Raw genomic sequence first — 23319 nt, forward strand, 5'->3', positions numbered from 1 at the left:
TTTAGTTAAGCGTAAATGTGCCTTTCATCATGGCGTAATGCCCAGGGAAAGAGCAAAAATACGTGTAATTAGTCCCAGCGGTTAGGCCGCTGGTGTTAAAGGTAACTTGCGTTGATTTACCACCGCCAATAATGTCTGTAGCTGCAAGCACGCGTGTATCGTTAGGCTTTAAGTAGTGGTTGCTAAGCCCTGCTGCGTTGCCATCGGTTATTATAGCTTGCATGTTTTGCTCGCTAGCAAGCACCCAGTTATGACCCATTACATTGGCGGGTAATTTACCCACATGGCTAAGCTTTACGGTTACTTTTTTACAGCTTTTAGGGGCGCTTAATGTTTTAGTTGAAAACTGCATCATATCGTTTGCATCTAGGCTGAGTGTACATTCGTCTGCATATGCCGCATTGGCACTAAGTAGTAGTGCAGTGCTTAGTAAGAGTGTTAATTTTTTCATACTGTTTCCTCTGCTGTTAGGTTATTGCGTGCTTGATTGGTTAGCGCAACCAGCGCTTTACGAACCTCTAACGGGCTGTTGCACTGGGTTTTAAAGTTAATAAAGTAATTACGCTTTTGGCTTTGTATATAAAAACCAGTGGGTAATAAGCCGCTCATTATTGGGGTGTTATCAGCTACGCTGTAGTGCTGCATTAATATGAGCGACATAGCATCTTGATGGTCGTCGTTCATATGACTTATCATGCTTTGCTGCTGGTTTTCATCCCAGTTTTTTGCCTCATCCTGCCATTCGTTTTGCTCAAGCCAAAATATTTTGCCAAAGCCACCAATGTAACGCACACGAATTACGTCTAATTGCCATAATTGAAAGTCGTGCGCATTGCGATAGCTAGCAGCTTCGGGGTATAGGGCAATATAGTTATCAAGTAAAGTGTGTGCTTGCTCACTTGGCACAACAGAGCCATCACCTACGAGCGTTACGCGGCCGTGCTCGTTTTGATCGCCACTGTCGGTGGCATCAAACACAGTTAGGCTCATACGAGAGTCGTGCTTTAGATTTTTAGTGTGCTGGGCTATATCGCTAATAAAAAAGTAAATACGGCCTTGTTCGTCGCACATATAGGGGGTTACTGAGCCAAACGGGTAGCCGCGTAAATTATTCGAAATAGTCGACATGACACCCGCATTGGTTTTGTAAACCAAGGTGCGTGCATCGTTTAATGCTTGCTCTCTCATAAAAACTCCTGACGTTGAGAAAAAACCATGGGTGCATCGTTATAAGGATGAGGATTTACGTGCAGTTTCATGGCGTACATTTGTTGTAAGTTTTGTTCTGTTAATACGGTGTTTATAAGCCCACTTTGCAACACTTTTTTGTTGTGCAGTAAAATAGCATCGGTTGCATAAAGGCTGGCTAAATTTAGATCGTGTATTGCAATAATGGCGCTGTTGCCCTGCTCTACAAAGGTTTTAACGCAGCTGAGCAAAGCATGTTGGTGGCGCATATCAAGTGCTGATGTAGGCTCGTCGAGCAGCATTAGTTTTGGCTCGGCCGATTGTGTAAAGGCATCGAGCTGCGCTAAAGTACGCGCCATATGAACACGCTGTTGCTCTCCGCCCGAAAGCGCACTTACGCGGCGAGTTAAATACTGGTTTAAATCCATAATAGCGGCGTATTTATGTACTTTTTCGCTTTGCATTTTTAATGACTCTACATACGGGTAGCGGCCCATTGCAATAAGCTCAAATACATTAAAATCAAACCCTACGTGGTTAGCTTGCATCATGACTGCGCGCTGTGTTGCAAGGCGTTTTTTAGCGTGAGAGGCCAGCGGCTTAGCATTAAAAAGTACACTGCCTGTAAAGGAGTGCATACCTGCTAAGGTATGCAACAAGGTAGATTTACCTGCGCCATTTTCACCAAGTAGTGCTACAAGTTGCCCTTGTTTAGCGCTGCCATTAATATCGTTTAAAATGCTATAATTATCAAAGCCAACGCTTAGATTGTTAAACGTGATCATGACCAACCTCGCTTATTTTTCACTATTAAATAAATAAACAATGGCGCACCCAATAGCGCGGTAATAATGCCAATGGGTAGCTCTGATGGCATGATCACAATGCGTGCTAGCCAGTCAGAAAGTAGCAATACCACTACGCCAATTAGCATACAAAGCGGCAGCATATTACGTAAATGCGGCCCCACCATTAAGCGGGCAATATGCGGTACTACCAAGCCAACAAACCCTATTAAACCGGTAAGCGCTACAACCGCACCTACCCCTAATGCAACGAGTATAATGACATACAATTTAAGCTTATTAGTGTCTACTCCTAGGTACTGAGCTTGTGACTCGCCAATAAGGAGTAAGTTCATGGGGTTTTTTAACCGCCACAGGCCAATTAGGCTGATAAATAGTAACGGCGCAGCTTGAATAATCGTGCTCCAGCTTGCTCCGCCTAATGAGCCCATGGTCCAATAATTTATTAATCGTAGCGCGCTATCGTCGGCAAAAAAACTCAGTAGCCCAATAACAGCGAATGCTAACGCGTTAATAGCAACCCCCACCAATATAAGTGTGGTGATATTAATTTGCCCCTGCTGCTTGGCAATAAAATATACCAGCGAGGTAACACCAAGCGCCCCTAAAAACGACGCATAAGGTAAATACAACTGAGCGTTAAAATTAAACTGCGCGCTAAGTGCAATAAACGCGACTGCAACCATTGCCGCACCTGCACTAATGCCAATAATAGATGGGTCTGCCAATGGGTTACGGCACAACGCTTGGGTTGACGCGCCTGTTTGGGCAAGTACCAACCCTACTAATACAGCAAGCACAAAACGCGGCAAACGTATTTGCATTACTACATTAATTTGCAGTGCATCAAACTGATTAAAGTACTCGGGCGCAAGCCAAGCAATAGCTAAACGCCAATCCCATCCTGCAGGGCCGTATCCTATGCTTAGTAGCGCCAAAGCAAAAATACAAACAGAGGCTAATAGCATCCATTTATGAGTTTGGCTAAGTGTTATAGGCACAAAGCGGCTCAATGTTAGGGTGTTCATAAGCGGGTTTTATACTCGTTAAGCTCATTAATTGCTGTGGCAATACGTGGCGACATGCCAAGCGAAAGCAGGCTATCCATAACAAGTAAGTTACAGCTTTGCGCAGCTTTTAATAAGCGTAGGTTCGGTTGCTTACAAAAAGCCTGCTTGCCGCCAATGCTTTGTACAACATGCCTTGGCGCAACTAAAAAGTCAGGCTGATTTACAGCAAGTACTTCGGTATTAATTACTTTAAAGCCTGAATGTGTAGCGCCTATATTAGTAATGCCCGCATAGCTAAATAATAAATTAGGGACGGTTTCTTGCCCTGCGGCAACAAGCCCGCGCTCATTAGCTGAGAGTAAAAATAGCGCGCTGTGTGTCTGCGCTTTTGCTTTTTCAGGTAATGAGTCTGTAATGTGCGTAATAAGTGATTGCGCTTTTTGCTTGGCGTTTAAATTGGTACCAAGGCGTTTAATTAGCTCAAGTAGCTCATTAACTGAGGTGGGCTTTTTATAATGAATTAGTTTAACCCCAGTTGCCTCAATTTGTTTAAGTGCTTGGCTTCGCCCTGCGCCTTCAAGCGCTAATAAGGTGGTTGGGCGCATAGAAAGCACGCCTTCTGCCGCTAAATCACGGTAATAACCCACTTGTGGTAATTGCGTAGCTTGCTGTGGGTACATACTAGATTGATCAACCGCTACAAGGGTACTTTGTTTGCCCAGCGCATAAATTATTTCTGTAAGGGTGCCGCCAGCACTAATAACGCGCTCCTGTGCAAGTGCAGGTTGAGCGACTAAAGCAAACAATATAAATAGGTATTTCATTACAAACTCCGGCTTTTATTTTTCGGCTATTATAACTAGTTAAATCTAAATGAAAATGATTATCATAATTAATTGATCTTAATTTGACTTAGTTGTAACATCCTCGCCATAAATAATAACTATTATCATTTGGAGTTAAAATGAAGCCCTCTGCATTTAAATTTACTGCTATAGCAACCTTATTACTCGGATCGGGCACTGCATTTGCCGAAAACATAATTGACGATCATATTGTTGTGAGTGGCTCGCGTTTTGAACAAAAGCTTAAAGATGTAACAGGCTCAGTAACTGTTATTACCGAGCAAGATATAGAGCGCCAGCTAGCTGTAGATTTACAAACCATGTTTAAATACGATTCAAGCATTGCAACCACAGGCAGTGGTGCAGGCGCGCAAACACTTACTGTACGTGGTGTTGGTGGTAACCGTGTTGTATTTATAAAAGATGGCCGACGCACCAACGATGGTTATGCAGGCGGAGGGGGCTATTTAGTTGGCCGCAATTACTTTGATGTAGCAGGCGTAAAACAAGTAGAAGTAGCCAAAGGTGCTGCATCGTCTTTATATGGCTCTGACGCACTCGGTGGCATTGTGGTTATAACCACTAAAGATCCAAGCGATTACCTAAAAGATAACAGTAGCTATGTAAAAATAGCACTGGGGTATCAAGGTCAAAGTAACCAAATTGCTGCTGATATTACCGGTGCAAAAGACTTAGGCGACTTTGCAGTAAGCGCAGTTTATAGCCATCGCGACAGCGAAGAAGTACAAAACTACGACGAAAACTTACCCGGTTATGATGCAAAGTCGGACGCTTTATTAGTTAAATTTGAGCAACAGCTTGATGAAAAACGCACACTTAAATACACCCTTGATTATTTTAATCAAACGACTGAGCAAGTAATAACCCCCACGGTTCAAGAAACCGAGGAAGACGACACTAGTTGGTCACTGGCGCTAGATTATCATTCAGAAGTAGCTACAGCTGCGTTTGATAAATGGTACGGGCAAGTGTCTTATAGTAGTTACGAGCAGCAAAGTGACGCGATTAGTGGCGCAAGCACCTACACCGATTATAACGATTATCGCTTTGAGCAAAATATTTTAGGTTTAAAAGCGGTATTTAATAAAGGGCTTAAAGGAGAAACCACCGATCATGAAGTGGTATATGGAGTTGATATCGACTTATACGACACCACCCGCCCTCGTTTTAAAACACGTATTTTAGCCGATGGCACCGTTGATTTTTCAGATCAAAAACAAAAAGCATTTCCCGGAGCTGATACCTCTTTAATTGGCGCTTATGTACAAGACAGTATTTCGTTTAAAAACAGTGCATGGTCGGTTATTGCGGGCGTGCGATATGATTACTACACCCTTGAAGCTAAAAATGATGAGCTATACGCTGATGCGCAGCTTGACGATATTACCGAGTCTGCTTTTTCGCCTAAGCTAGGTGTTATATACCAAGTGGATGATAACTTATCGTGGTACGGGCAATACGTACGAGGCTTTAAAATACCACCACACGACCAAGCCTATCAAAGCCACGGCGTTGAGCCGTTTTATCAAATATTACCAAACGCCGATTTAGACCCTGAAAGCAGTGATTCGTTTGAGCTTGGGCTAAGATACGCCAGCAGCGATATTAGCGTAAATTTAAGTGCTTTTTATGCAGCATTCGATGATTTTATTGAAACCGCCGTAGTAGGTGTTGAGCCAACGTACATTCCTAATGTAAACAAAACTTTGTATCAATATCAAAATATTAGCGAAACACAAATAAGCGGTGTAGAAGCAGGAATTGCCATGTATGTCGCTGAAAATATACTACTTGAGGCAAACGTAGCCTACGTTGATGGTGAGAATAAAGAAACCGATCAGCCACTTACCAGTATTAGCCCGTTAAATGGCTCAATATTGTTAAGTACAGAGCTGGGTAATATTAACTGGACCGCTGCGTTGCGTTTAGCTAAATCGCAATCGGATGTAGTACTTGATGCAAACGATGATAAAACTACGAAAGGGCATGGCTACGGCGTTGTTGATTTATACGCACACTACGAATGGCAAGCGTGGCAGCTAAATGTAGGTGTACTTAACTTGCTCGATAAAGAATATGTACCTTTTGAGTTGATTGCAGGTCAATCGCAAAGTGCTGATTTTAGCCAATACACCCAATCTGGGCGTAACTTTTCAGCAAGGGTAAGCTATCAGTTTTAATTAGGGCTAAACAAATGGCAATAAACGCTGCATGGGTATGCAGCGTTTACCTGCCACATATTTACTCAAGTCAAATTACTTAATGGTGAGTATATTCAGGTACACTTCTACATACTTAATGCCCATTAACACTTTATATAAACAGCACTTTTAAAGCCAAAATCGCCGTTATTTATAAATTAATTAATCGCAAAGTATTGGTTTTCTAAATAGCTAGGGGCGTTTTTAAAACATGCCGTTAGCTTACTTGCAAGCGTTGTATTTATTGCGCTGTCGCATTCTAATTCCCCGTTATACTCCCCCTTAGTAAGCGGCTCTAATCTTAACGAGTCATAGCTTGGTTTACTTTGTATTTTATGAATTACCAAGCCTTGCTGCTGCGTTAGTTTTACTAATGAAAATGCATTTTTTGTGTTTTATTTGTCATTAGCTTTTCAACATATAACGGATTTTAAAAGGTTAGTTTAGTAGTGAAATTGCTTTGGGATTAGCGTATTTACCTAACTTTGTGATTGACGATTTAGGGCTTACAAAATAACTGTAAAGGGGGTTAACAGTCACTATAGCAAAGGCATAGAAATGATTTACAAGCCATCAAAAGCAGATGGCTGGCTTAATAAACTCATGCACTCTGTGTAAAGTATTTATCAATTTAAGGTAATAAAGAGTATTACTTAACAAAGCTGTGGTTAGCTAATATCGGCCACTACGCATCGGTTACGACCATGCTCTTTAGCATGATATAGCGCCTTATCGGCACATTTATATACTTGGGCAATATCAGTACTATGCTCAGGCCAGGTCGCAATACCTATAGAAATAGTGATTTTTCCAATGGTGTTTATTTCTGTCGATTCTACTGTTTTACGTAAACGCTCTGCTATTTTATAGGCACTTTGGCTGTTTTCATTTGGTAGCACAAGAACAAATTCTTCACCGCCGATTCTTGATACTATGTCGTCTCTTCTTGATAGTTTTTTAATTATATTTGTTAGCGAAACTAAAGTTTCGTCGCCTTTGTCATGCCCAAAAGTATCGTTAACACGCTTAAAAAAGTCGATATCAATTTCTAATATAGCGAACGGGGTTTGCTTTAGCATAAGCTGGTTAAGTAGGCCGTTTAAGCTTCTTCTGTTATGCGTATCTGTTAAGGGATCTGTTTGTGAGTCATGGCGTAGCACACCTATTTGTGCTTGTAATAAAGTAACCTCTCTTAACATCGCTAACTTCAGTTTTTGACTTTCAAAATACCACGACTTCACGCTTTTAAGTTTTTCTAAGCTTTTTGGATCATCGAGTGTATTTGCGTTATCGGCTAATCGCTTTAGCGGCCTTGCTATAAAGTGTGCGAATAAACCAATAAAAATAAATGTGACTAATGCCATAGGTATTGTTTGTTCAATGACTTCAATAGTTAATGTATCTAGCGAAGAGAGCGTTGATTCTAATGGTCTTTGCGCCACTATTCCCCATTTAGATAAAGTAATGGGTGCGTAGCCTGCGAGCATCGGCTTATTTAAGCTATTAATAACCGTTGAAGTGCCTATTTCGCCATCTATAACAGCGTCAATCACAGCATTGTTAGCAATAACGTTGCCGATTCTGGCAGGTTCTGGGTGATATAAAATGCGCTTATTTGAGCTAACAACATAAAGGTACGAACCACCTTTGTAGTAATGTTGTTCTAAAAGCTCATTTAAAATATTTTTCTCTTTTAAATAAAGAGAGCCCCCAATATAACCTAAATACTTATCTTCAGAATCAAATAGCGGGTGCGAAATAAAAACAATTAAATTATCAGCTGCCGATAAATAAGGCTCACTAATTAATGGGCGTTTTTCTTTTAGTGCTTCTATTGCTCCTGGAGACTGTATTTGTTGGCCTATTAAACTTTCAAAGTAAGGCGACGTCGCTGCAACTACACCATGTAAATTAATCACAACAGAGTTAAAGCTATCCGTTTGATGATTTAAACGAATGGCTTCATCGTTTAATAATTTGGAGTTATTTGGTGATTGCTCAATAATTTTAGCTGAGTATTCAAGCTGCTGAAGCGCAGACTTTAAAAAGTTATCAGTTGCGGAGGCTAATTTTTGTGCATAGGCTAAATTACTTTTTAGCGTATATGATGTTAACTGCTCTTTTTGAACCTGATAGGTAGAATAAAAACTCCCTACCAATGTGCTCAGTGCTGCAGAGAATGCGAGTAGCAATATAAGAAATCTTAAATTTGAAGCGGGTAGTAATTTATATAGCAAAGCTGCATCCCAAAGCACTAAAATTCAGCGCGTATTATACGAAGTTAAGTATTATACCCGTTTAAGTGTTTATTAGTTAAGTCAGCTGACTTAACTAAATGCTTTTATGTTGTAGCCTTTATAACAATCGCTTTTGCGGTTGTTTACAAAAGTAGTTAAGCTAAACAAATATTTGCATAACATAAGTACGACTAAACCTTTGCTTTGGAGAGCGTTTTGCTAAATAAGTATGCTGTATCGTCTATCGTTTTTTTATCTGGGTGTTTAATGCCATTACAATCTTCTTTCGCTAAATCAACACTTTCTCTTGAACAGCAGCTTGGTCAAAAGTTAATACTCGACTTTCGCTACTACTGTGAGCAAGGTGCGAGTAAACAATGCCGAACGCCAATGACTAGTTTGCCAAGTGAGTTAGCAAACATAGTGACAAAGTATAATATTGGTGGGGTTATTTTATTTTCTGAAAACACTCAATCAATAGAACAAACCATTACGCTTAATAGCCAATTGCAAACAGCTGCAAGTAAGTCCAGTAGTAAGCTGCCTCTATTTATATCTATAGATCAAGAAGGTGGACGTGTAGCACGGTTACCACGCGATGTTGCTACATCATTTACCGGTAATATGTCGATTGGCGCAACCTACAAAAAACACGGTATAAGCTTTGCGACAAAAACAGCAACTGTTATAGCTAAAGAACTAAACTCGCTGGGTATCAATGTAAACTACGCGCCTACGGTTGATGTAAACATGAACCCCGATAACCCTGTTATTAATGTACGCTCGTTTGGTGAAAACCCTGCATTAGTGAGTAAGTTAGGCGCCGCACAGGTAGCAGGATTTGAGAACAACGGTGTTATTACCTCGTTAAAGCACTTCCCGGGCCACGGCGATACAAATGTAGATAGCCATACAGGTTTGCCTAAAGTAAACCATGCAAAAGAAGTTATTTACGAGCAAGACCTAGCACCGTTTAAACACATTATCGCCAAGCAAAACCCTGGCATGATCATGACGGCGCACATTCAGTACCCAGCGCTCGATAGCACAACGTTTGTAAGTATTGATGGCAAAACTATGATAAAACCGGCAACAATGTCGCGCGCAATCATTACTGACATTTTACGTGGTGAGCTTAATTACCAAGGTGTTGTAGTAACCGATGCACTTGATATGGCTGGCATTAGTAACTTTTTCACACCAACTCAAGCGGTAATAAATACGTTTGCGGCTGGGGCTGACATTGCCCTAATGCCCGTTGAAATAAGAACACCGGATGATTTAAACAAGCTCGATGCCCTTATTAAAGAGCTTGTTGCAGCGGTTAAATCAAGCCAACTTGATGAGCAAGAAATAGCACAATCTGCGATGCGTATAATTTCTCTTAAAAATAAATTTAGATTAAGCACTAATTTTGACCCTATTACCGCGCTTACTGAAGCTAAGCAGGTTGTTGGCAGTGCAGCACATCGTGAAATAGAAGCGCAACTTGCTGTAGAGGCAATAACGCAAGTTAAAAATAATAACAGTACTTTGCCGCTTAATTTAAAAGCAGGAAGTAATGTTCATATTATTATGCCCGACACGCGTAAATGTATGGCAATGCAGCAAGCAATTGAAGCTACCAGCCTGCAAAAATTCACCTATAGCTGTAGTAGCTTACAAGGGTTCGACCCTGCACTCGCAAAAACACAAATACACGCTGCTGATGTAGTTATAGCCGGCAATGCAACGCCTAATCAAAGTGCGGTCGAAATTGGCGGTATGGATGATTTAAAAGACGATCCTAATTTTGCACTTAATAATGCAGAGCAACCAAAAGCACTTGAGTCATTATTAAATATGGCAAAGCAGAGTAATAAAAACACTGTGTTTATAAGCTTAAGAGCCCCTTACGACATTGCTAAATTTGGTAATTATGCAAATGCTGTACTTGCATCTTACGCATATAATATTGATGTAGATAAAAACGATATTGTATCTGGGCCTGCTTTTACCGCCCTTGCAAAAGTGTTACTTGGTGAAGCGCCTGCTAACGGCGTACTGCCTGTTACAATAAAATCGCAAAAGGCGCACTAATATGAAACTTAATTGTGATTTAGGCGAAAGTTTTGGCGCGTGGAAAATGGGGCTAGACGATGATGTAATGCCACATATTGATATGGCTAACATTGCCTGTGGATTCCATGCAGGTGACGCCGACGTAATGGCAAATGCGCTGCTACTTGCCAAACAGCATAATGTTCAAATTGGTGCTCACCCAAGTTACCCCGATAGGCAAGGCTTTGGTAGACGCTCAATGAATCTTAGCGAAAAAGAGCTTACAAACTGCCTGCATTATCAAATTGCAGCGGTTGAAGGTATGGCAAAAGTGCAGGGATTAACACTTAGCTACGTAAAGCCACATGGTGCGCTTTATAACGACATGATGGCTGATGAAACAATATTAAACACTGTCATGCATGCCATTGCCATCTACCCAACCCCATTAAAGCTCATGCTACTTGCAACGGCTAAAGCACAAAGCCATCAGCAACTTGCCAAAACATACCAATTAACATTAATTTTAGAAGCCTTCGCGGACCGTCAATATACCGATGCAGGACTGTTAGTATCGCGGAATATTCCTGGTAGCGTGCATAATAAATCGGCACTGATTGCGCAAGTAAAACAATTGTTAACTACAGGCTGTGTAATAACTCAATCGGGAAAGGTATTACCTTTACATGCTGATAGTTTATGTGTGCATAGCGATAACGAAGCAAGCATTGCCCTTATTCAGGAGATCAAAGCTCTGTGCCAAACTCGTTAAACACTCAAAAACTAAGTAACCTGGCTCTGGTTAAGAGATTTACTACGTATTGAACCATGGTGATATTTAACTTTATTTTCTCTAGCCAGAGATTCTCAGTGAAAAAAAGACGAATTTACGCGTCAATAGCGGGCCTATTGCAAGTAAATTCAACGCAGTTAGCGCTGAAAATAGCTGCTCGATATAGATTTATTATCCAGAGCTCAGGTTAATTAATCATTCATATTGTACATTACGCAATGAGCTTAAGCTCAGCACAGGTCATAAACTTTACTTTATTTATTATATTTTTAACGTACCATTAAAGCGCTACTCTTAATTCTAGGAAAAATGCAAATAGCATATGGAACTTTCCCCTTATACTCAGTTTACACCCTACCTTAGCCACAGCACTTTTTGTTGTAAATTTGATAGTAACCACTTTATTGATAGTGACTTTTCGAGTTATCAGATTTTTTCACCGCTGCAACTTCAAAAAGCAGTCACAAAACGAAAGGCCGAGTATTTGGCTGGCCGATTTTGTGCGAAAAAAGTACTAAACGCACTCGGTATTTCCTCTTTTGATATTCTTTCTGGCAATGATCGCGCGCCGATATGGCCTGATAAAGTTATCGCTAGTATTACCCATACTCAAGGGATTGCAATGGCAATGGCCTCTCAGCGCACAGATATCGCTGGCATTGGTATTGATATCGAACAGCTAATGAGCGCAAAACAAGAGCGAGAGCTACAAGAACAAATTTTGCACCCTAATGATTATCCTCAGTTTAGATTGTTCGCAGAGCAGGTATCACACCCGTTAACCATTATCTTCTCAGCAAAAGAAAGTATTTTTAAAGCTTTGTACGCAAGTGTGAAACAATTTTTTGGCTTTGAAGCGGCTACGCTCATTGCCTTTAATGAACAACAACTGCAATTTAAAATAACCCAAGCACTTTCACCGCAAGTGCCTAAAGACACTTACTTAACCGTATTTTACCAATGTGACAAAAATGTAGTGCTCACAGAGTGCGAATTCAAAAATTCCTAGTTATACCAACCTGCATAAACCTTTGAGCAATTTAACGAATTAAATTGCACTATACGTCGTTAAAATTTTTATTTGAAACAAATAGATAAAAAATTTATCTAGGACCTGTTTATCTTTCGAGGTTAAATTTTCAGCCGCATGCTTGGTATTTAGGCAAGGCTGAGCTTATGTAGTGTGGTTATTCCCCATAAATAGGCGATAACGTTGAATAAATGCCAAATATGCGCTGCCAGTAGGGTAACGCAGGAGCCGTTACCAAGCCCACTAGGTTACAAACCTCACGCCGCGATTAAATCGCCCTAGATTGAAATAACAGCCAAACCACCTCTCTACTGATTAACAATTAAGTTAAAAATACAACATTAATTAACTTTAGTGTTGTATTTTAATACAATTGAATATAGCATTGAAAGCAATTATCATTATCATTTACAGAAGGGAATACCTGTGAAATTTAAGGATGTTTTAATCCCCCTCGCAGCACTTACATCTACTACAGCTTTAGCTAATACTGATAACAATGACGCAGTGGATCAAATGACCGTTATTGAAGTTACTGGAGAGTTATTATCAAGAAGTCTACTACAAAGTGGTAATAGCGTTGTTGTTTTCGATAGTAAAGAACTTGAAAGCCGCCCCGAATTAAGAACAGTAAGAGACGTACTAAGCGAAATTCCAAACATCACAATGGTCACTGGTACTGGTAAAGCTCCAACAGTAAGGGGTATTGATGGTACTGGAGCCGCAGAAAACGCGAATGCATTTTTTGCAGGCAGCAGAGCACGCTTAAACTGGCAAATTGATGGTCGTTCAGCTACTTATAACGAAATAGTTTTTGGCGATTTAGGTATTTGGGACCTTGAACAAATTGAAGTTCTCAGAGGGCCACAAAGTACTTTAGCTGGGCGTAATGCAATAGCAGGTACAATACGCGTAGAAACACAAGATCCGACGTTTGAACAAGAGTTCACAATTCGTGCTGAAGGCGGGAATTTAGACCAAAAACGATTTTCAGCTATTTATAATCAACCTCTTTCTGAGCAGTTTTCCTTACGAATTGCAGCAGATCAATTTGAACGTAGTTCATCTGTTGATTATGAATCTTACCCTGGTGTTAAAGACCCAGCTGACATGGAAGGCCGTGCAATTAGAGGGAAATTACTTTATGAGGGCGATGACAAATACGGTACACGCGTTGTTGTCACACTAACCGATAACAAATACAGTGGTCCAAATAGTGAAATCATTGATTATCCATTTGATCAGCGTCGTTCTAACTTTCCGCAACAACCCGTTCATGTTACGCATACTAAAAGCTTAGGCATTGAATACAGCGCATCATTAACTCAACAACTACAGTTAGAGGTAACGGCTTCAGCAACAGACTTTAATTTTGAACGTAAATCTACGCCAGATGGTTCTAAAGCGAATATTGATAACAAAGAGTTTGTGATAGAACCTCGTCTACGCTATCAAGGTGATAACGGCGAACAATGGGTTATTGGTAGTCGCTACTACACTTCAAAACAAGATGATTGGATCCAATTCATTGTAAAACAAAGCTTTACTGATGATTCAGATAATTTTGCAATTTACTCTGAGGGTGCCCTCCCATTTAGTGACAAATTTGAGCTAACGGCAGGTTTACGCTACGAAAAAGAAAACCGCAAACGTGAAGGCGGTGATCCTGATAGAGCGATTGCAAAAATAGAATCTGATAACGACTACAGTGCCTTATTACCTAAGCTTGGGCTCAGCTACCAAGTAAGTGATACGCATATTGTCGGTTTACAATTATCTCGCGGGTATAATGCAGGCGGCGGCGGCATTTCCTTTGGCGCACCAATTGTTAACTATGAATATGATGAAGAGTACGTAAACTCTTTAGAAATCTATGGTCGTCAGCAATGGGCTAATAACAGTATAAGCACATCTCAAAACCTGTTTTATTCGCAATATACAGACATGCAACTACCTTTTGATTTAACACCTGAAAACTCACGTGATGAAGCTTATGTAGTTAGAAATGCAGACGAAGTAACTACTATTGGTTTTGAATTTAATGCCGATTGGCAGATTAATGATCAGTTCAATCTTTATGGTGGTTTTGCACTGTTAGATTCTGAGATCACTGATTATCCAAACTCAGGCCTAGAAGGGAACTCATTACTTACGGTTCCTTCTGCTTCTATGAAATTAGGGACCACATGGCAATCAAATAATTGGGTTGTTAACGTTAGTGGCCAGTACACTGATGGCTGGTATACCAGTATTTCAAACGATGAAGGCGGTAAAACAGACGCTTTTGCGACCTTTGATACAAGTTTGAACTACGTTATCTCTGAGCAAGCTAAAGTGTATCTTTCAGTACGTAATATTTTTGATGAAGATGCTCCTGTTGCATTGTATCCAGGTACAGCACCTGCTGATAGCAATGAACCTGATACTAACTTTGATACAGCAGTATTGACCCAACCAAGAACTATTAGTGCGGGCATACAGTATACATTCTAATCAATCAGATTTTTCCACGGCAAAGCTAAATCATTTGCCGTGGAAAAATCTATAAAATCAATAACAAAGGTTATTAAGTATGACAACAATTAAATACGATAGCAGCCTCTGGCCATTAGCTGTAACAGTAGCAAAGGGGGAGTGCACGCTAGCAATGCACTTAGACTCTTTAATATCATGGGATCGTTGGTTTGATAGAGCTGAAGCATTTATTGTAGTGCGTGTTTATACAGATGAAGCATCCTTACAACACCCTAAAGGGGCGGGTCCTGCAACACAAGAATGGCTTAAAAATGGTGCGGCAGAGAAAATGCTACAACTTGTTCAAGCGATGCTTATCGTTGTTCCTGAGGAGCAATATCAAAAATTGCAGAATATGAGCGTTCAAAAAGCCTTTGGTATACCTGGAGCCGTATTTAAATCACTTGATGATGCTGCAACATGGCTGCAGGCATCAACCAAAGAGATAGCGATACCTGAAAATATTGAATTACAAGATGTAGCTACACTTGTCCACTCTCATTGCGGTAATACCAATTAGCTTAATTAAGTGATCTATTTTGAGGTAAGAAAATCGTGTCGATAACAAGGCAACAAAGAGTTAATCGTCCCTCAAAGGGAAGCGCATGTTTGGTCTTTATGCTGCGTTATCGCCTATTTATGGGCAGTGAACCAAACAGGCCTCTGCAAATTCAACCACCAAAATTCAACACGCCCTAGTTACCCCTTTATAAAAACACTCAATAATATGTAATCGATACAACTTAAAATCATATATTTGTGAGTGTTTTTTCCGCCACCATAATGTGAGGAAGTACATCTTCAATATCTGTTTGCAGCTTTGCATTAATATTATAAACATTACTTAAATGGCGCTGTGTTAGTACTTCTTCAGGCGAGCCATGAGCAACAACTTTTCCTTTATCAAGCATGTAAATTCGATCTGCAAAGCTCGCAGCAAGTGATAAATCATGAAGAACAGCAACAACTCCCGCGCCTTGTTTTGCCGTTGTAACGGCTTGGTTCATGACTTCATATTGATGATATAAATCTAAGCTAGCAGTTGGTTCATCAATTAATAAATAAGCATTTTTTTGCTGAGTTAAACTTGGCTGTAATTGGCACAATACACGAGCTAATTGAGTACGTTGCTTTTCACCACCAGAAAGCTGAGTAAAGCATTGCTGTGCTAGGTGAGTAATCCCTACGGCTTTCATTGCATCATTAGAGCACTGTTTCAAAGTAGCCTGCGTGCACTGTTCTTGATGACTAAAATGCGCCATATCAACAACTTCATTAACGGTAAAAGGAAAATCTAACTCGTAGCTCTGGGTTAATACCGCCCTTAATTTAGCAAGCTCTAGCAAACTATACTCATTTAACTCTCGTTGATTAATATTTACCGTTCCGCCACTTAACGGCAAATCTCCTGATAATGCTTTCATTAATGATGATTTACCTGCGCCATTGGGACCAATGATAACTACAATTTCATGTGGTTTTACATAAAAATCAATATTATCCAGCAACGTTTTATGTTTAATTTTTACGCTAAGCTGGTTGCCAATTAACATAGTTCACTTTGCTCCTTGGTAAGTTTTTAGCAGCATAATCAAAAAGAATGGACCGCCAATAGCACTGGTTATTAGACCAATGGGCACTTCTGCTGGTAGCATTATGGTACGGGCAAATAAATCAGCAAGGCTAAGCATTAATGCTCCCCCTAACATACAAGCTGGTAATAAATAACGGTGATCAGGGCCTAATATTAAGCGCATAATATGCGGCACTATTAAGCCAACAAAACCAATAACGCCCGTAATTGCTACGGCTGCTGCAGTGCAAAGTGCCGTATATATAAAAACCTGCTTTTTCAATTTAGTCACATTAATGCCGACATGCTTCGCTTGAGCCTCTCCTAATAAATACACGTTAAGAGGTTTAGATAAACGTAATAAACCAATACAACAACCAATAATAATACCGAGTGTTGGCATTATCATCGCAAGGTGATTCCCCGCCAAAGAGCCCATGCTCCAAAATGTTAAATCACGTAATTGTTGCTCATTACTTACCAGTGTTAAGATACCGATAATAGCGTTTACAATCGCATTTACGGCAATCCCTGCCAGTAGTAGGCTAACAATAGTAAAACGCCCATTTTGCGCGCCCAACCGATAGATAAACATACATACCGCAATACAACTCAAAAATGCCCCTACAGGCACCGCATAGTAGCCTAAGTTGTCGCTAAAATTAGCAAACAAGCTTGTTCCTAATACAATAGTTGCTACTGCACCTAACGCTGCACCACTGGCAATGCCAATCAAACCAGGATCTGCTAATGGATTTCTAAATAAAGCTTGCATTGCAGCACCGCAGGTTGCTAAACCAGCTCCAACAACCATCGAAAGTAGAATACGAGGAAGGCGGATCTGCCAAATTATAGCGTGTTTAAGCTGATCATCTACCGGCTGGGTTAGCATAAGCATCGTCTCGCGCAGCGTTATCACAACCCCTCCCTGACTTAGAGCAATAAAAAATACCAATATACAAATAATAAACAAAACAGGAATAGATAAAACCCGTATCCGTTGTTGCGCTAATAACCTATTTCCTAACGCCAGCATAACTATCGCTCGTCCTGTTGTTTTGTGCTGTTTTCAGCTAATTTTAAAAATCTATATTGATAGCCATCTGGCAAGCGTGTTTTAGGATAAAATGCATGCGCTAGTTCTACGGCCGCTTGAGGCGTTCTAGGCCCCATACTTAACAAATAGAGCGCATCAAAATTGTAAATACGCCCATTTTTTATCGCATTTGAATATTTAAAAACAGATAATATTTCAGCGCTTGGTTGCTGATCATTGGCGCCAATTCCCATACTAATAATCACATCAGGATTTAGTGCCAATGCAGCCTCGCTTGAAATCGTCTGCCAATTAACCACTGTTTGAGCCATCATATTCACTCCACCTGCAATAGTTACCAACTCATCAGCAGTCGTCTCTGCCCCTGCAACCATAAGTTGACTACTGCGGATAACCAAAACTTTAGGTTTAGTACTTGTTTGCTCTAAAATATATGACAAGGCCTTGCGGTCCGCTTGCAAAGATTGTGCGAGCATATCGCCCTTACTCACAACATTTAATTGTTTGGCTATTTGCTCTATTTTGTTTTCAATACGCCAAAAGTTGTCGTTTTCATGCAAGATAACCAAATTAGCGCCAGTGAGCTTTAATTGCTCAACCATTTTTTTAGGACCTATATCTGATTCAGCGAGGATAAGATCTGGATTTAATGACAACACACCTTCAACGCTTATTTTGCGAACATAGCCAATTTGTGGCTTCTGAGTTGCAGCGGCTGGATAAACACTGGTGCTATCAACGCCAACAATGCGTTGTTGTTCACCAAGGGCGTAAATAACTTCTGTTATTGAGCCCCCTGCAACCACTATTCGCTGTGGATTAAGAGGCTGCGAACTTGCATGTACATAATTTTTAGCAAGTAAAGTAACAAACGTAATAAATAAAATAGATGAGAGTTTCATTGATGTTAAATTTAGTTTGAAAACAAAAATACTAACAGTTTTCATTCGCAACTTGTAGTTTTTATTATGATTGCTTTAATGTTCTATAAAATTAGTTTAGCCTCTTAGTTAATAAGGTATGTGAGCTTTCGGAGTTAAATGATTTCAATTTAAAGGCTATTTAATCACGGCGTGAAATGTGTAACCAAGTCACCTCATACGGCCCGCATTACTCTAATGGCTGTATCCTTGTAAGAATAAGTAAAATACTGGGTAACAAAAGGGTTTCATCACCAAGTCAAACCTAAATAGCAGCGAGTGTCATTTATGCTTGCCATCACCTACTTATGGTAAATAACCACACTATGTAGGCTCTGCCTCGCCCGAATACCAAACAGGCTGCTGCAAATTTAACCTTGAAAGATTAACAGACCCTAAACTCTATGTATAAAATTTATAGTTCAAATAAAAGCCACTTCAAATAAGTGGCTTTTATATTTACCGCTATAGTATTCAAACTGTAAACCCCCTTTACACTTCTGTGACAGTTAAATATCGGACTTAGCTAAAGCTTCAGTTAGTAAAATTTCGGTTTATAGCCTTTTTTGTAACTTGAGTTGGTAAAATATCGGTTTGAGTCACTGTTTATACCCTCTCAGTTAGTAAAATTTTGTTTTATAGCAACGAGAAGTTAGTAAAAAATCGGTTTATAAATTTCCTCTGTTTGTCTATTAAAGCAAAAGTCAGTCACTTATCCGCTTTTTTTAGTTGCTGTAAACGCTATTTACAGCAAAATCACCTAAAAAAGGTCGTTTTATGAAAGGTTAGTTAAACTCTGATCTGTAAATTTACTCAGGTAGTTAAATCGTGATCCAACATGATTAGGTTAGTTAAAGTCTGATCTGTAATTATGCTTCAATGTTCTAACTTTATTTAAAACAATAAAAAAGGGCCTATTGGCCCTTGAGTAACACTATCTAGTTAGGAATTAAAACTGGTTCATGGTGTTATCTTCACCACCGGCTTTTAGCGCGTTATCACCAGAGAAGTATTCTTTGTGCGTATCGCCCATGTTAGACCCTGCTAGGTCTTGGTGCTTAACAGAAGCTTGCTCGCGGCGAATTTCTTGGCGTTGTACATCACGTACATAAGCCAGCATACCCATATCGCCAAAGTAACCTTCTGATAAGATATCAGTGCTTAGCGCAGCTGTATGGTACGTCGGCAAGGTTATTAAATGATGGAAAATACCGGCTTCACGTGCGCCATCGCGCTGGAAGTTTTGCACTAGTAAATCGGCTGCTTGCGCAAGTTCTGTTGCATCCATTTCTGGTGCCATAAGGCCTTTATTATCAGTAATACTTGGGTAAGCACTAAGGTCACGGCCTGCTTCTTCCCACTCTTGATACACTTGCTCACGAAACTTAAGCGTCCAGTTAAACGAAGGCGAGTTGTTGTATACCAGTTTTGCATTTGGTACGTGTTCTTTTACACGATTTACCAGTTCAGCGATTTGCTTAACATGTGGTTTTTCTGTTTCAATCCACAGTAAATCAGCGCCCGACTGCAAGCTCGTAATACAATCTAGTACTACGCGGTCTTTTTCAGTGCCTTCGCGGAATTGAAATAAACCGTTATCTAGGCGAGTTGGTTTACATAACTGGCCATTAATTTTCATTGCCGTGTCGCCTTCATTTAAGTCATCGACACCGTTAATTGGCGTCGTTTCTAAAAATGCATTGTATTGGCTTGCTAAGTCACCTGGTGTTTGCGACACAGGTACTTTTTGAGTAAGGCTGGCACCTAATGAATCTGTACGTGCCACAATAATACCGTTATCAATACCAAGTTCTAAAAAGGCGTAACGTACTGCGTTAATCTTTGCTAAAAAGTCTTCGTGTGGAACGGTCACTTTACCCGCTTGGTGACCACATTGTTTAGCGTCAGATACTTGGTTTTCTATTTGAATGGCACACGCACCGGCTTCAATCATTTTTTTAGCCAGTAAGTAAGTTGCTTCTTCGTTACCAAAACCTGCGTCAATATCAGCAATAATTGGCACAACATGAGTTTCAAAGTTGTCTATTTTATCAATAACAGCTTGAACATCGCCGCCATTCGCTTTTGCTGCATCTAGGTCGTTAAACAAGTGGTCTAGTTCACGTGCATCAGCTTGCTTTAAAAATGTGTAAATTTCTTCAATTAATGCAGGTACCGATGTTTTTTCGTGCATGCTTTGATCAGGCAGCGGACCAAATGCAGAGCGAAGTGCTGCAACCATCCAGCCACTTAAGTATACATAGCTGCGTTTAGTTGTTTTTTGATGGCGCTTAATAGCCATCATCATTTGTTGGGCAGTAAAGCCATGCCAACACCCTAAAGATTGGGTGTACAGGCTTGTGTCGGCGTCATATGCAGCCATATCTTCACGCATAACGTCTGCTGTGTATTGCGCAATTTCAATCCCTGTACGAAAACGGTTTTGTAAACGCATACGGCTTGCGTATTCAGGGTTAATAGCTTTCCATGCGCTGCCTTGTGATTGGCAAAGAGTAGAGAGTGTGTCTGTTTCGCGTTGATATGTTGTCATAATAAAATCCTTCGAACGAGTGTGTAAATTATTTTAATGTTGTGAGAGTGGCTAGGAGTGTGTGCTCCTTTTCGCTTGATTCAACATTAGGCTCCTTTTCTAGATTTAGTAAATTTATAGTTGTTATTGTGGCTATACATTTTGTGAATGGCTAAAAAGCACTCAACATTGCCTTTTTGAGTTATTGTTGCCTTAACGCACAAGCACACAACAACATCGCGACCGTTTAAGGAAGGCAATTATGTCCCACACTCTCACACATTCAGGACTCAGCGTAGACACACAACTCGCTGATTTTGTTAAAAATCAATTACTACCAGGCACTCACTTAAGTGAGCATCAATTTTGGCAAAGCTTTGCACATATAGTTCAAACACTTACCCCTACAAATAAGGCACTGCTTGAAAAGCGAGAATTGCTTCAACAGCAAATAGATGACTACCATCTTGCTAATAAAACGTGGGATAGCGTTAAGTACCATGCCTTTTTGCAAGATATTGGCTATTTAGTTAAAGAGCCTGCCAACTTTGAAATTGAAACCAAAAATGTAGAACCCGAAGTAGCCCTTACAGCAGGCCCTCAGTTGGTTGTGCCTGTAAGTAACGCACGCTTTGCACTTAATGCCGCTAACGCACGTTGGGGTTCGTTATACGACGCTTTATACGGTACAGATGTGTTAAGCGAAGACGATGGAGCCGAAAAAGGCAATACCTACAATCCTGTTCGTGGTTTTAAGGTAATGGCCTACGCTCGCCAGTTTTTAGATAAAGCATTGCCGTTAACTAATGGCTCGCATATAGAAAGCACTAATTATTCAGTAGTAGATGGCGCACTTTTAATTACGTTACGTGATAGCTCTCAAACCACATTAGCTGACCCATCTCAGATTATTGGTTATCAAGGTGAAGCACAAAACCCAACCGTAGTGTTATTAAAAAACAATGATTTACACATAGAGCTACATATAGATCACCACCACATTATTGGCCAAGCAGATAAAGCAGGCTTAAAAGATGTAGTGTTAGAGGCCGCTCTTACAACCATTATGGATTGTGAAGATTCTGTAGCTGCGGTAGATGCAGAAGATAAAGTACAAGTTTATAAAAATTGGCTTGGTTTGATGCAAGGTAACCTAGTTGAATCGTTTAAAAAAGGCGATAAAACCGTAGAGCGCACTCTGAAAAGTGATAAAACATACACCGCACTCGATGGCGGCACAGTTACTTTAAAAGGCCGTAGCATGATGTTTGTTAGAAACGTTGGCCATTTAATGACGAACCCAGCTATTACCGATGTGTACAATCAACCGGTATTTGAAGGCATTATGGATGCGATGTTTACTGCTACCGCTGCCCTGCACGACCTAAATAAAAAAACAGGTATAAAAAACTCAAGCGCGCAAAGTATTAATATAGTAAAACCAAAAATGCATGGCCCTGAAGAGGTAGCGTTTACTAACACTTTATTTAGCTTAGTAGAGGAAGCGCTAAGCTTACCTAAAAACACGCTTAAAATGGGTATTATGGATGAAGAACGCCGTACTTCTGTAAACCTAAAAGCCTGTATTTATGCAGCTAAAGAGCGTGTTGTATTTATAAATACTGGATTTTTAGACCGCACAGGCGATGAAATTCATACCTCTATGCAAGCGGGCGTTGTGCTTCCAAAAGCACAGATTAAGCAGCAATCATGGATACAAGCTTATGAGGATCGCAACGTCGATATTGGCCTTGCTTGTGGCTTAAGTCATAAAGCACAAATAGGTAAAGGCATGTGGCCAATGCCAGATAAAATGGCATTAATGATGGAGCAAAAACAAGCTCACCCTAAATCAGGCGCTAATACAGCATGGGTGCCCTCCCCTACAGCCGCTACTCTGCATGCAATGCATTATCACGATATAAACGTATTTACCGAGCAGCAAAGTATAGCTAAACGTGCTATTGCGAGCCTTAATGACCTGCTTACACCGCCGCTAATGACAGATGCTAAAACGCTTTCAAAAGAAGATATTCAAAGTGAGCTAGAAAACAACGCACAAGGTATTTTAGGTTACGTTGTACGTTGGATTGATCAAGGCGTTGGTTGCTCAAAAGTACCCGACATTAACCATATCGGGCTAATGGAAGATAGAGCAACACTGCGTATTTCAAGCCAGCATATGGCTAATTGGTTGCTAAATGGCGTGTGTTCACAGGCGCAAATAAAATCAACAATGGCTAAAATGGCCAAAGTAGTTGATGGTCAAAACGAGCACGACACTGCGTATACACCCATGGCAATAAACGAAGAAACCCTTAATAACAGCATTGCGTTTCAAGCTGCACTTGCACTGGTTTTGGAGGGTGTAACACAACCTAGTGGTTACACTGAACCACTACTACATAGCTACCGTATAAAATATAAAGCACAAAAAACGAATACGCTTTAACCGCTTAAGCAAAGTTCAGATTAAGTGCTAAACCAGCTTTTAAGCTGGTTTTTTATCGCCTAAAATTAGAATAACATCACTTTTAAGGCATTTTAAAGGTAT

Annotated in this window: 17 protein-coding genes; 7 read left to right on the forward strand and 10 right to left on the reverse strand. The window is 40.3% G+C overall.

Annotation, left to right across the window (positions count from 1 at the left end):
* Position 1: 1 nt before the first annotated feature.
* From azu to I6F40_RS05255, 5 genes are read right to left on the reverse strand one after another with little or no spacing between them, the layout of a single operon-like run.
* The gene (gene azu, locus I6F40_RS05235) at positions 2 to 451 is read right to left on the reverse strand and encodes an azurin (protein WP_197192591.1); all 450 of its coding nucleotides are present in this window, start codon (positions 449 to 451) and stop codon (positions 2 to 4) included.
* Positions 448 to 1188, reverse strand: coding sequence for a HugZ family pyridoxamine 5'-phosphate oxidase (locus I6F40_RS05240; protein ID WP_101216051.1), 741 nt, complete (start codon positions 1186 to 1188; stop codon positions 448 to 450). The genes azu and I6F40_RS05240 overlap by 4 nt, the downstream gene beginning before the upstream one ends.
* Positions 1185 to 1973 carry a heme ABC transporter ATP-binding protein gene (locus I6F40_RS05245; protein WP_197192592.1) on the reverse strand — a complete coding sequence of 263 codons (789 nt, stop codon included), beginning with the start codon at positions 1971 to 1973 and terminating at the stop codon, positions 1185 to 1187. The genes I6F40_RS05240 and I6F40_RS05245 overlap by 4 nt, the downstream gene beginning before the upstream one ends.
* Positions 1970 to 3022 carry a FecCD family ABC transporter permease gene (locus I6F40_RS05250; protein WP_197192593.1) on the reverse strand — a complete coding sequence of 351 codons (1053 nt, stop codon included), beginning with the start codon at positions 3020 to 3022 and terminating at the stop codon, positions 1970 to 1972. Before I6F40_RS05250 ends, I6F40_RS05245 begins: the two co-directional genes overlap by 4 nt.
* Positions 3019 to 3828, reverse strand: coding sequence for a heme/hemin ABC transporter substrate-binding protein (locus I6F40_RS05255; protein ID WP_166377509.1), 810 nt, complete (start codon positions 3826 to 3828; stop codon positions 3019 to 3021). The genes I6F40_RS05250 and I6F40_RS05255 overlap by 4 nt, the downstream gene beginning before the upstream one ends.
* A gap of 140 nt (positions 3829 to 3968) precedes the next feature.
* Between I6F40_RS05255 and I6F40_RS05260 the strand changes: the two genes are divergently transcribed.
* Entirely contained in the window at positions 3969 to 6050 is a 2082-nt protein-coding gene (locus I6F40_RS05260; RefSeq protein WP_197192594.1) for a TonB-dependent hemoglobin/transferrin/lactoferrin family receptor, read from the forward strand.
* Between the two features lie 689 nt (positions 6051 to 6739).
* On the opposite strand, the gene I6F40_RS05265 is transcribed toward I6F40_RS05260, so the two are convergent.
* Positions 6740 to 8263 carry a sensor domain-containing diguanylate cyclase gene (locus tag I6F40_RS05265; protein WP_166377510.1) on the reverse strand — a complete coding sequence of 508 codons (1524 nt, stop codon included), beginning with the start codon at positions 8261 to 8263 and terminating at the stop codon, positions 6740 to 6742.
* A gap of 312 nt (positions 8264 to 8575) precedes the next feature.
* On the opposite strand from I6F40_RS05265, the gene I6F40_RS05270 reads away from it, so the two are divergent.
* The 5 genes from I6F40_RS05270 to I6F40_RS05290 all read left to right on the forward strand — a co-directional run bounded on the left by I6F40_RS05270 (position 8576) and on the right by I6F40_RS05290 (position 15205).
* Positions 8576 to 10387 carry a glycoside hydrolase family 3 protein gene (locus tag I6F40_RS05270; RefSeq protein WP_166377511.1) on the forward strand — a complete coding sequence of 604 codons (1812 nt, stop codon included), beginning with the start codon at positions 8576 to 8578 and terminating at the stop codon, positions 10385 to 10387.
* A 1-nt stretch (position 10388) separates the two neighbouring features.
* Positions 10389 to 11120 carry a 5-oxoprolinase subunit PxpA gene (locus I6F40_RS05275; protein ID WP_166377512.1) on the forward strand — a complete coding sequence of 244 codons (732 nt, stop codon included), beginning with the start codon at positions 10389 to 10391 and terminating at the stop codon, positions 11118 to 11120.
* 343 nt (positions 11121 to 11463) lie between these two features.
* Positions 11464 to 12150, forward strand: a complete 687-nt coding sequence (locus I6F40_RS05280; protein WP_166377513.1) for a 4'-phosphopantetheinyl transferase family protein — start codon at positions 11464 to 11466, stop codon at positions 12148 to 12150.
* Between the two features lie 447 nt (positions 12151 to 12597).
* A complete protein-coding gene (locus I6F40_RS05285) occupies positions 12598 to 14664 on the forward strand; it encodes a TonB-dependent receptor (protein WP_197192595.1) in 2067 nt (688 codons plus the stop codon).
* Between the two features lie 79 nt (positions 14665 to 14743).
* Positions 14744 to 15205 carry a hypothetical protein gene (locus tag I6F40_RS05290; protein ID WP_166377515.1) on the forward strand — a complete coding sequence of 154 codons (462 nt, stop codon included), beginning with the start codon at positions 14744 to 14746 and terminating at the stop codon, positions 15203 to 15205.
* A gap of 229 nt (positions 15206 to 15434) precedes the next feature.
* Here I6F40_RS05290 and I6F40_RS05295 read toward each other — a convergent pair whose 3' ends face one another.
* The 4 genes from I6F40_RS05295 to I6F40_RS05310 form a co-directional block, all read right to left on the reverse strand.
* Positions 15435 to 16238 (reverse strand): heme ABC transporter ATP-binding protein, encoded by an 804-nt coding sequence (locus tag I6F40_RS05295; protein ID WP_008139336.1) that lies wholly within the window; start codon positions 16236 to 16238, stop codon positions 15435 to 15437.
* A gap of 3 nt (positions 16239 to 16241) precedes the next feature.
* The gene (locus tag I6F40_RS05300; RefSeq protein WP_033023434.1) at positions 16242 to 17294 is read right to left on the reverse strand and encodes a FecCD family ABC transporter permease; all 1053 of its coding nucleotides are present in this window, start codon (positions 17292 to 17294) and stop codon (positions 16242 to 16244) included.
* A 2-nt stretch (positions 17295 to 17296) separates the two neighbouring features.
* Positions 17297 to 18262, reverse strand: coding sequence for an ABC transporter substrate-binding protein (locus I6F40_RS05305; RefSeq protein ID WP_166377516.1), 966 nt, complete (start codon positions 18260 to 18262; stop codon positions 17297 to 17299).
* A 922-nt stretch (positions 18263 to 19184) separates the two neighbouring features.
* Entirely contained in the window at positions 19185 to 20786 is a 1602-nt protein-coding gene (locus I6F40_RS05310; RefSeq protein WP_010552885.1) for an isocitrate lyase, read from the reverse strand.
* A gap of 241 nt (positions 20787 to 21027) precedes the next feature.
* Here I6F40_RS05310 and I6F40_RS05315 point away from each other — a divergent pair, with 241 nt between their 5' ends.
* Positions 21028 to 23217 carry a malate synthase G gene (locus tag I6F40_RS05315; protein ID WP_197192596.1) on the forward strand — a complete coding sequence of 730 codons (2190 nt, stop codon included), beginning with the start codon at positions 21028 to 21030 and terminating at the stop codon, positions 23215 to 23217.
* Positions 23218 to 23319 lie beyond the last annotated feature (102 nt).

Source organism: Pseudoalteromonas sp. SWXJ133, assembly GCF_015864365.1.
GTDB lineage: Bacteria > Pseudomonadota > Gammaproteobacteria > Enterobacterales > Alteromonadaceae > Pseudoalteromonas > Pseudoalteromonas arctica.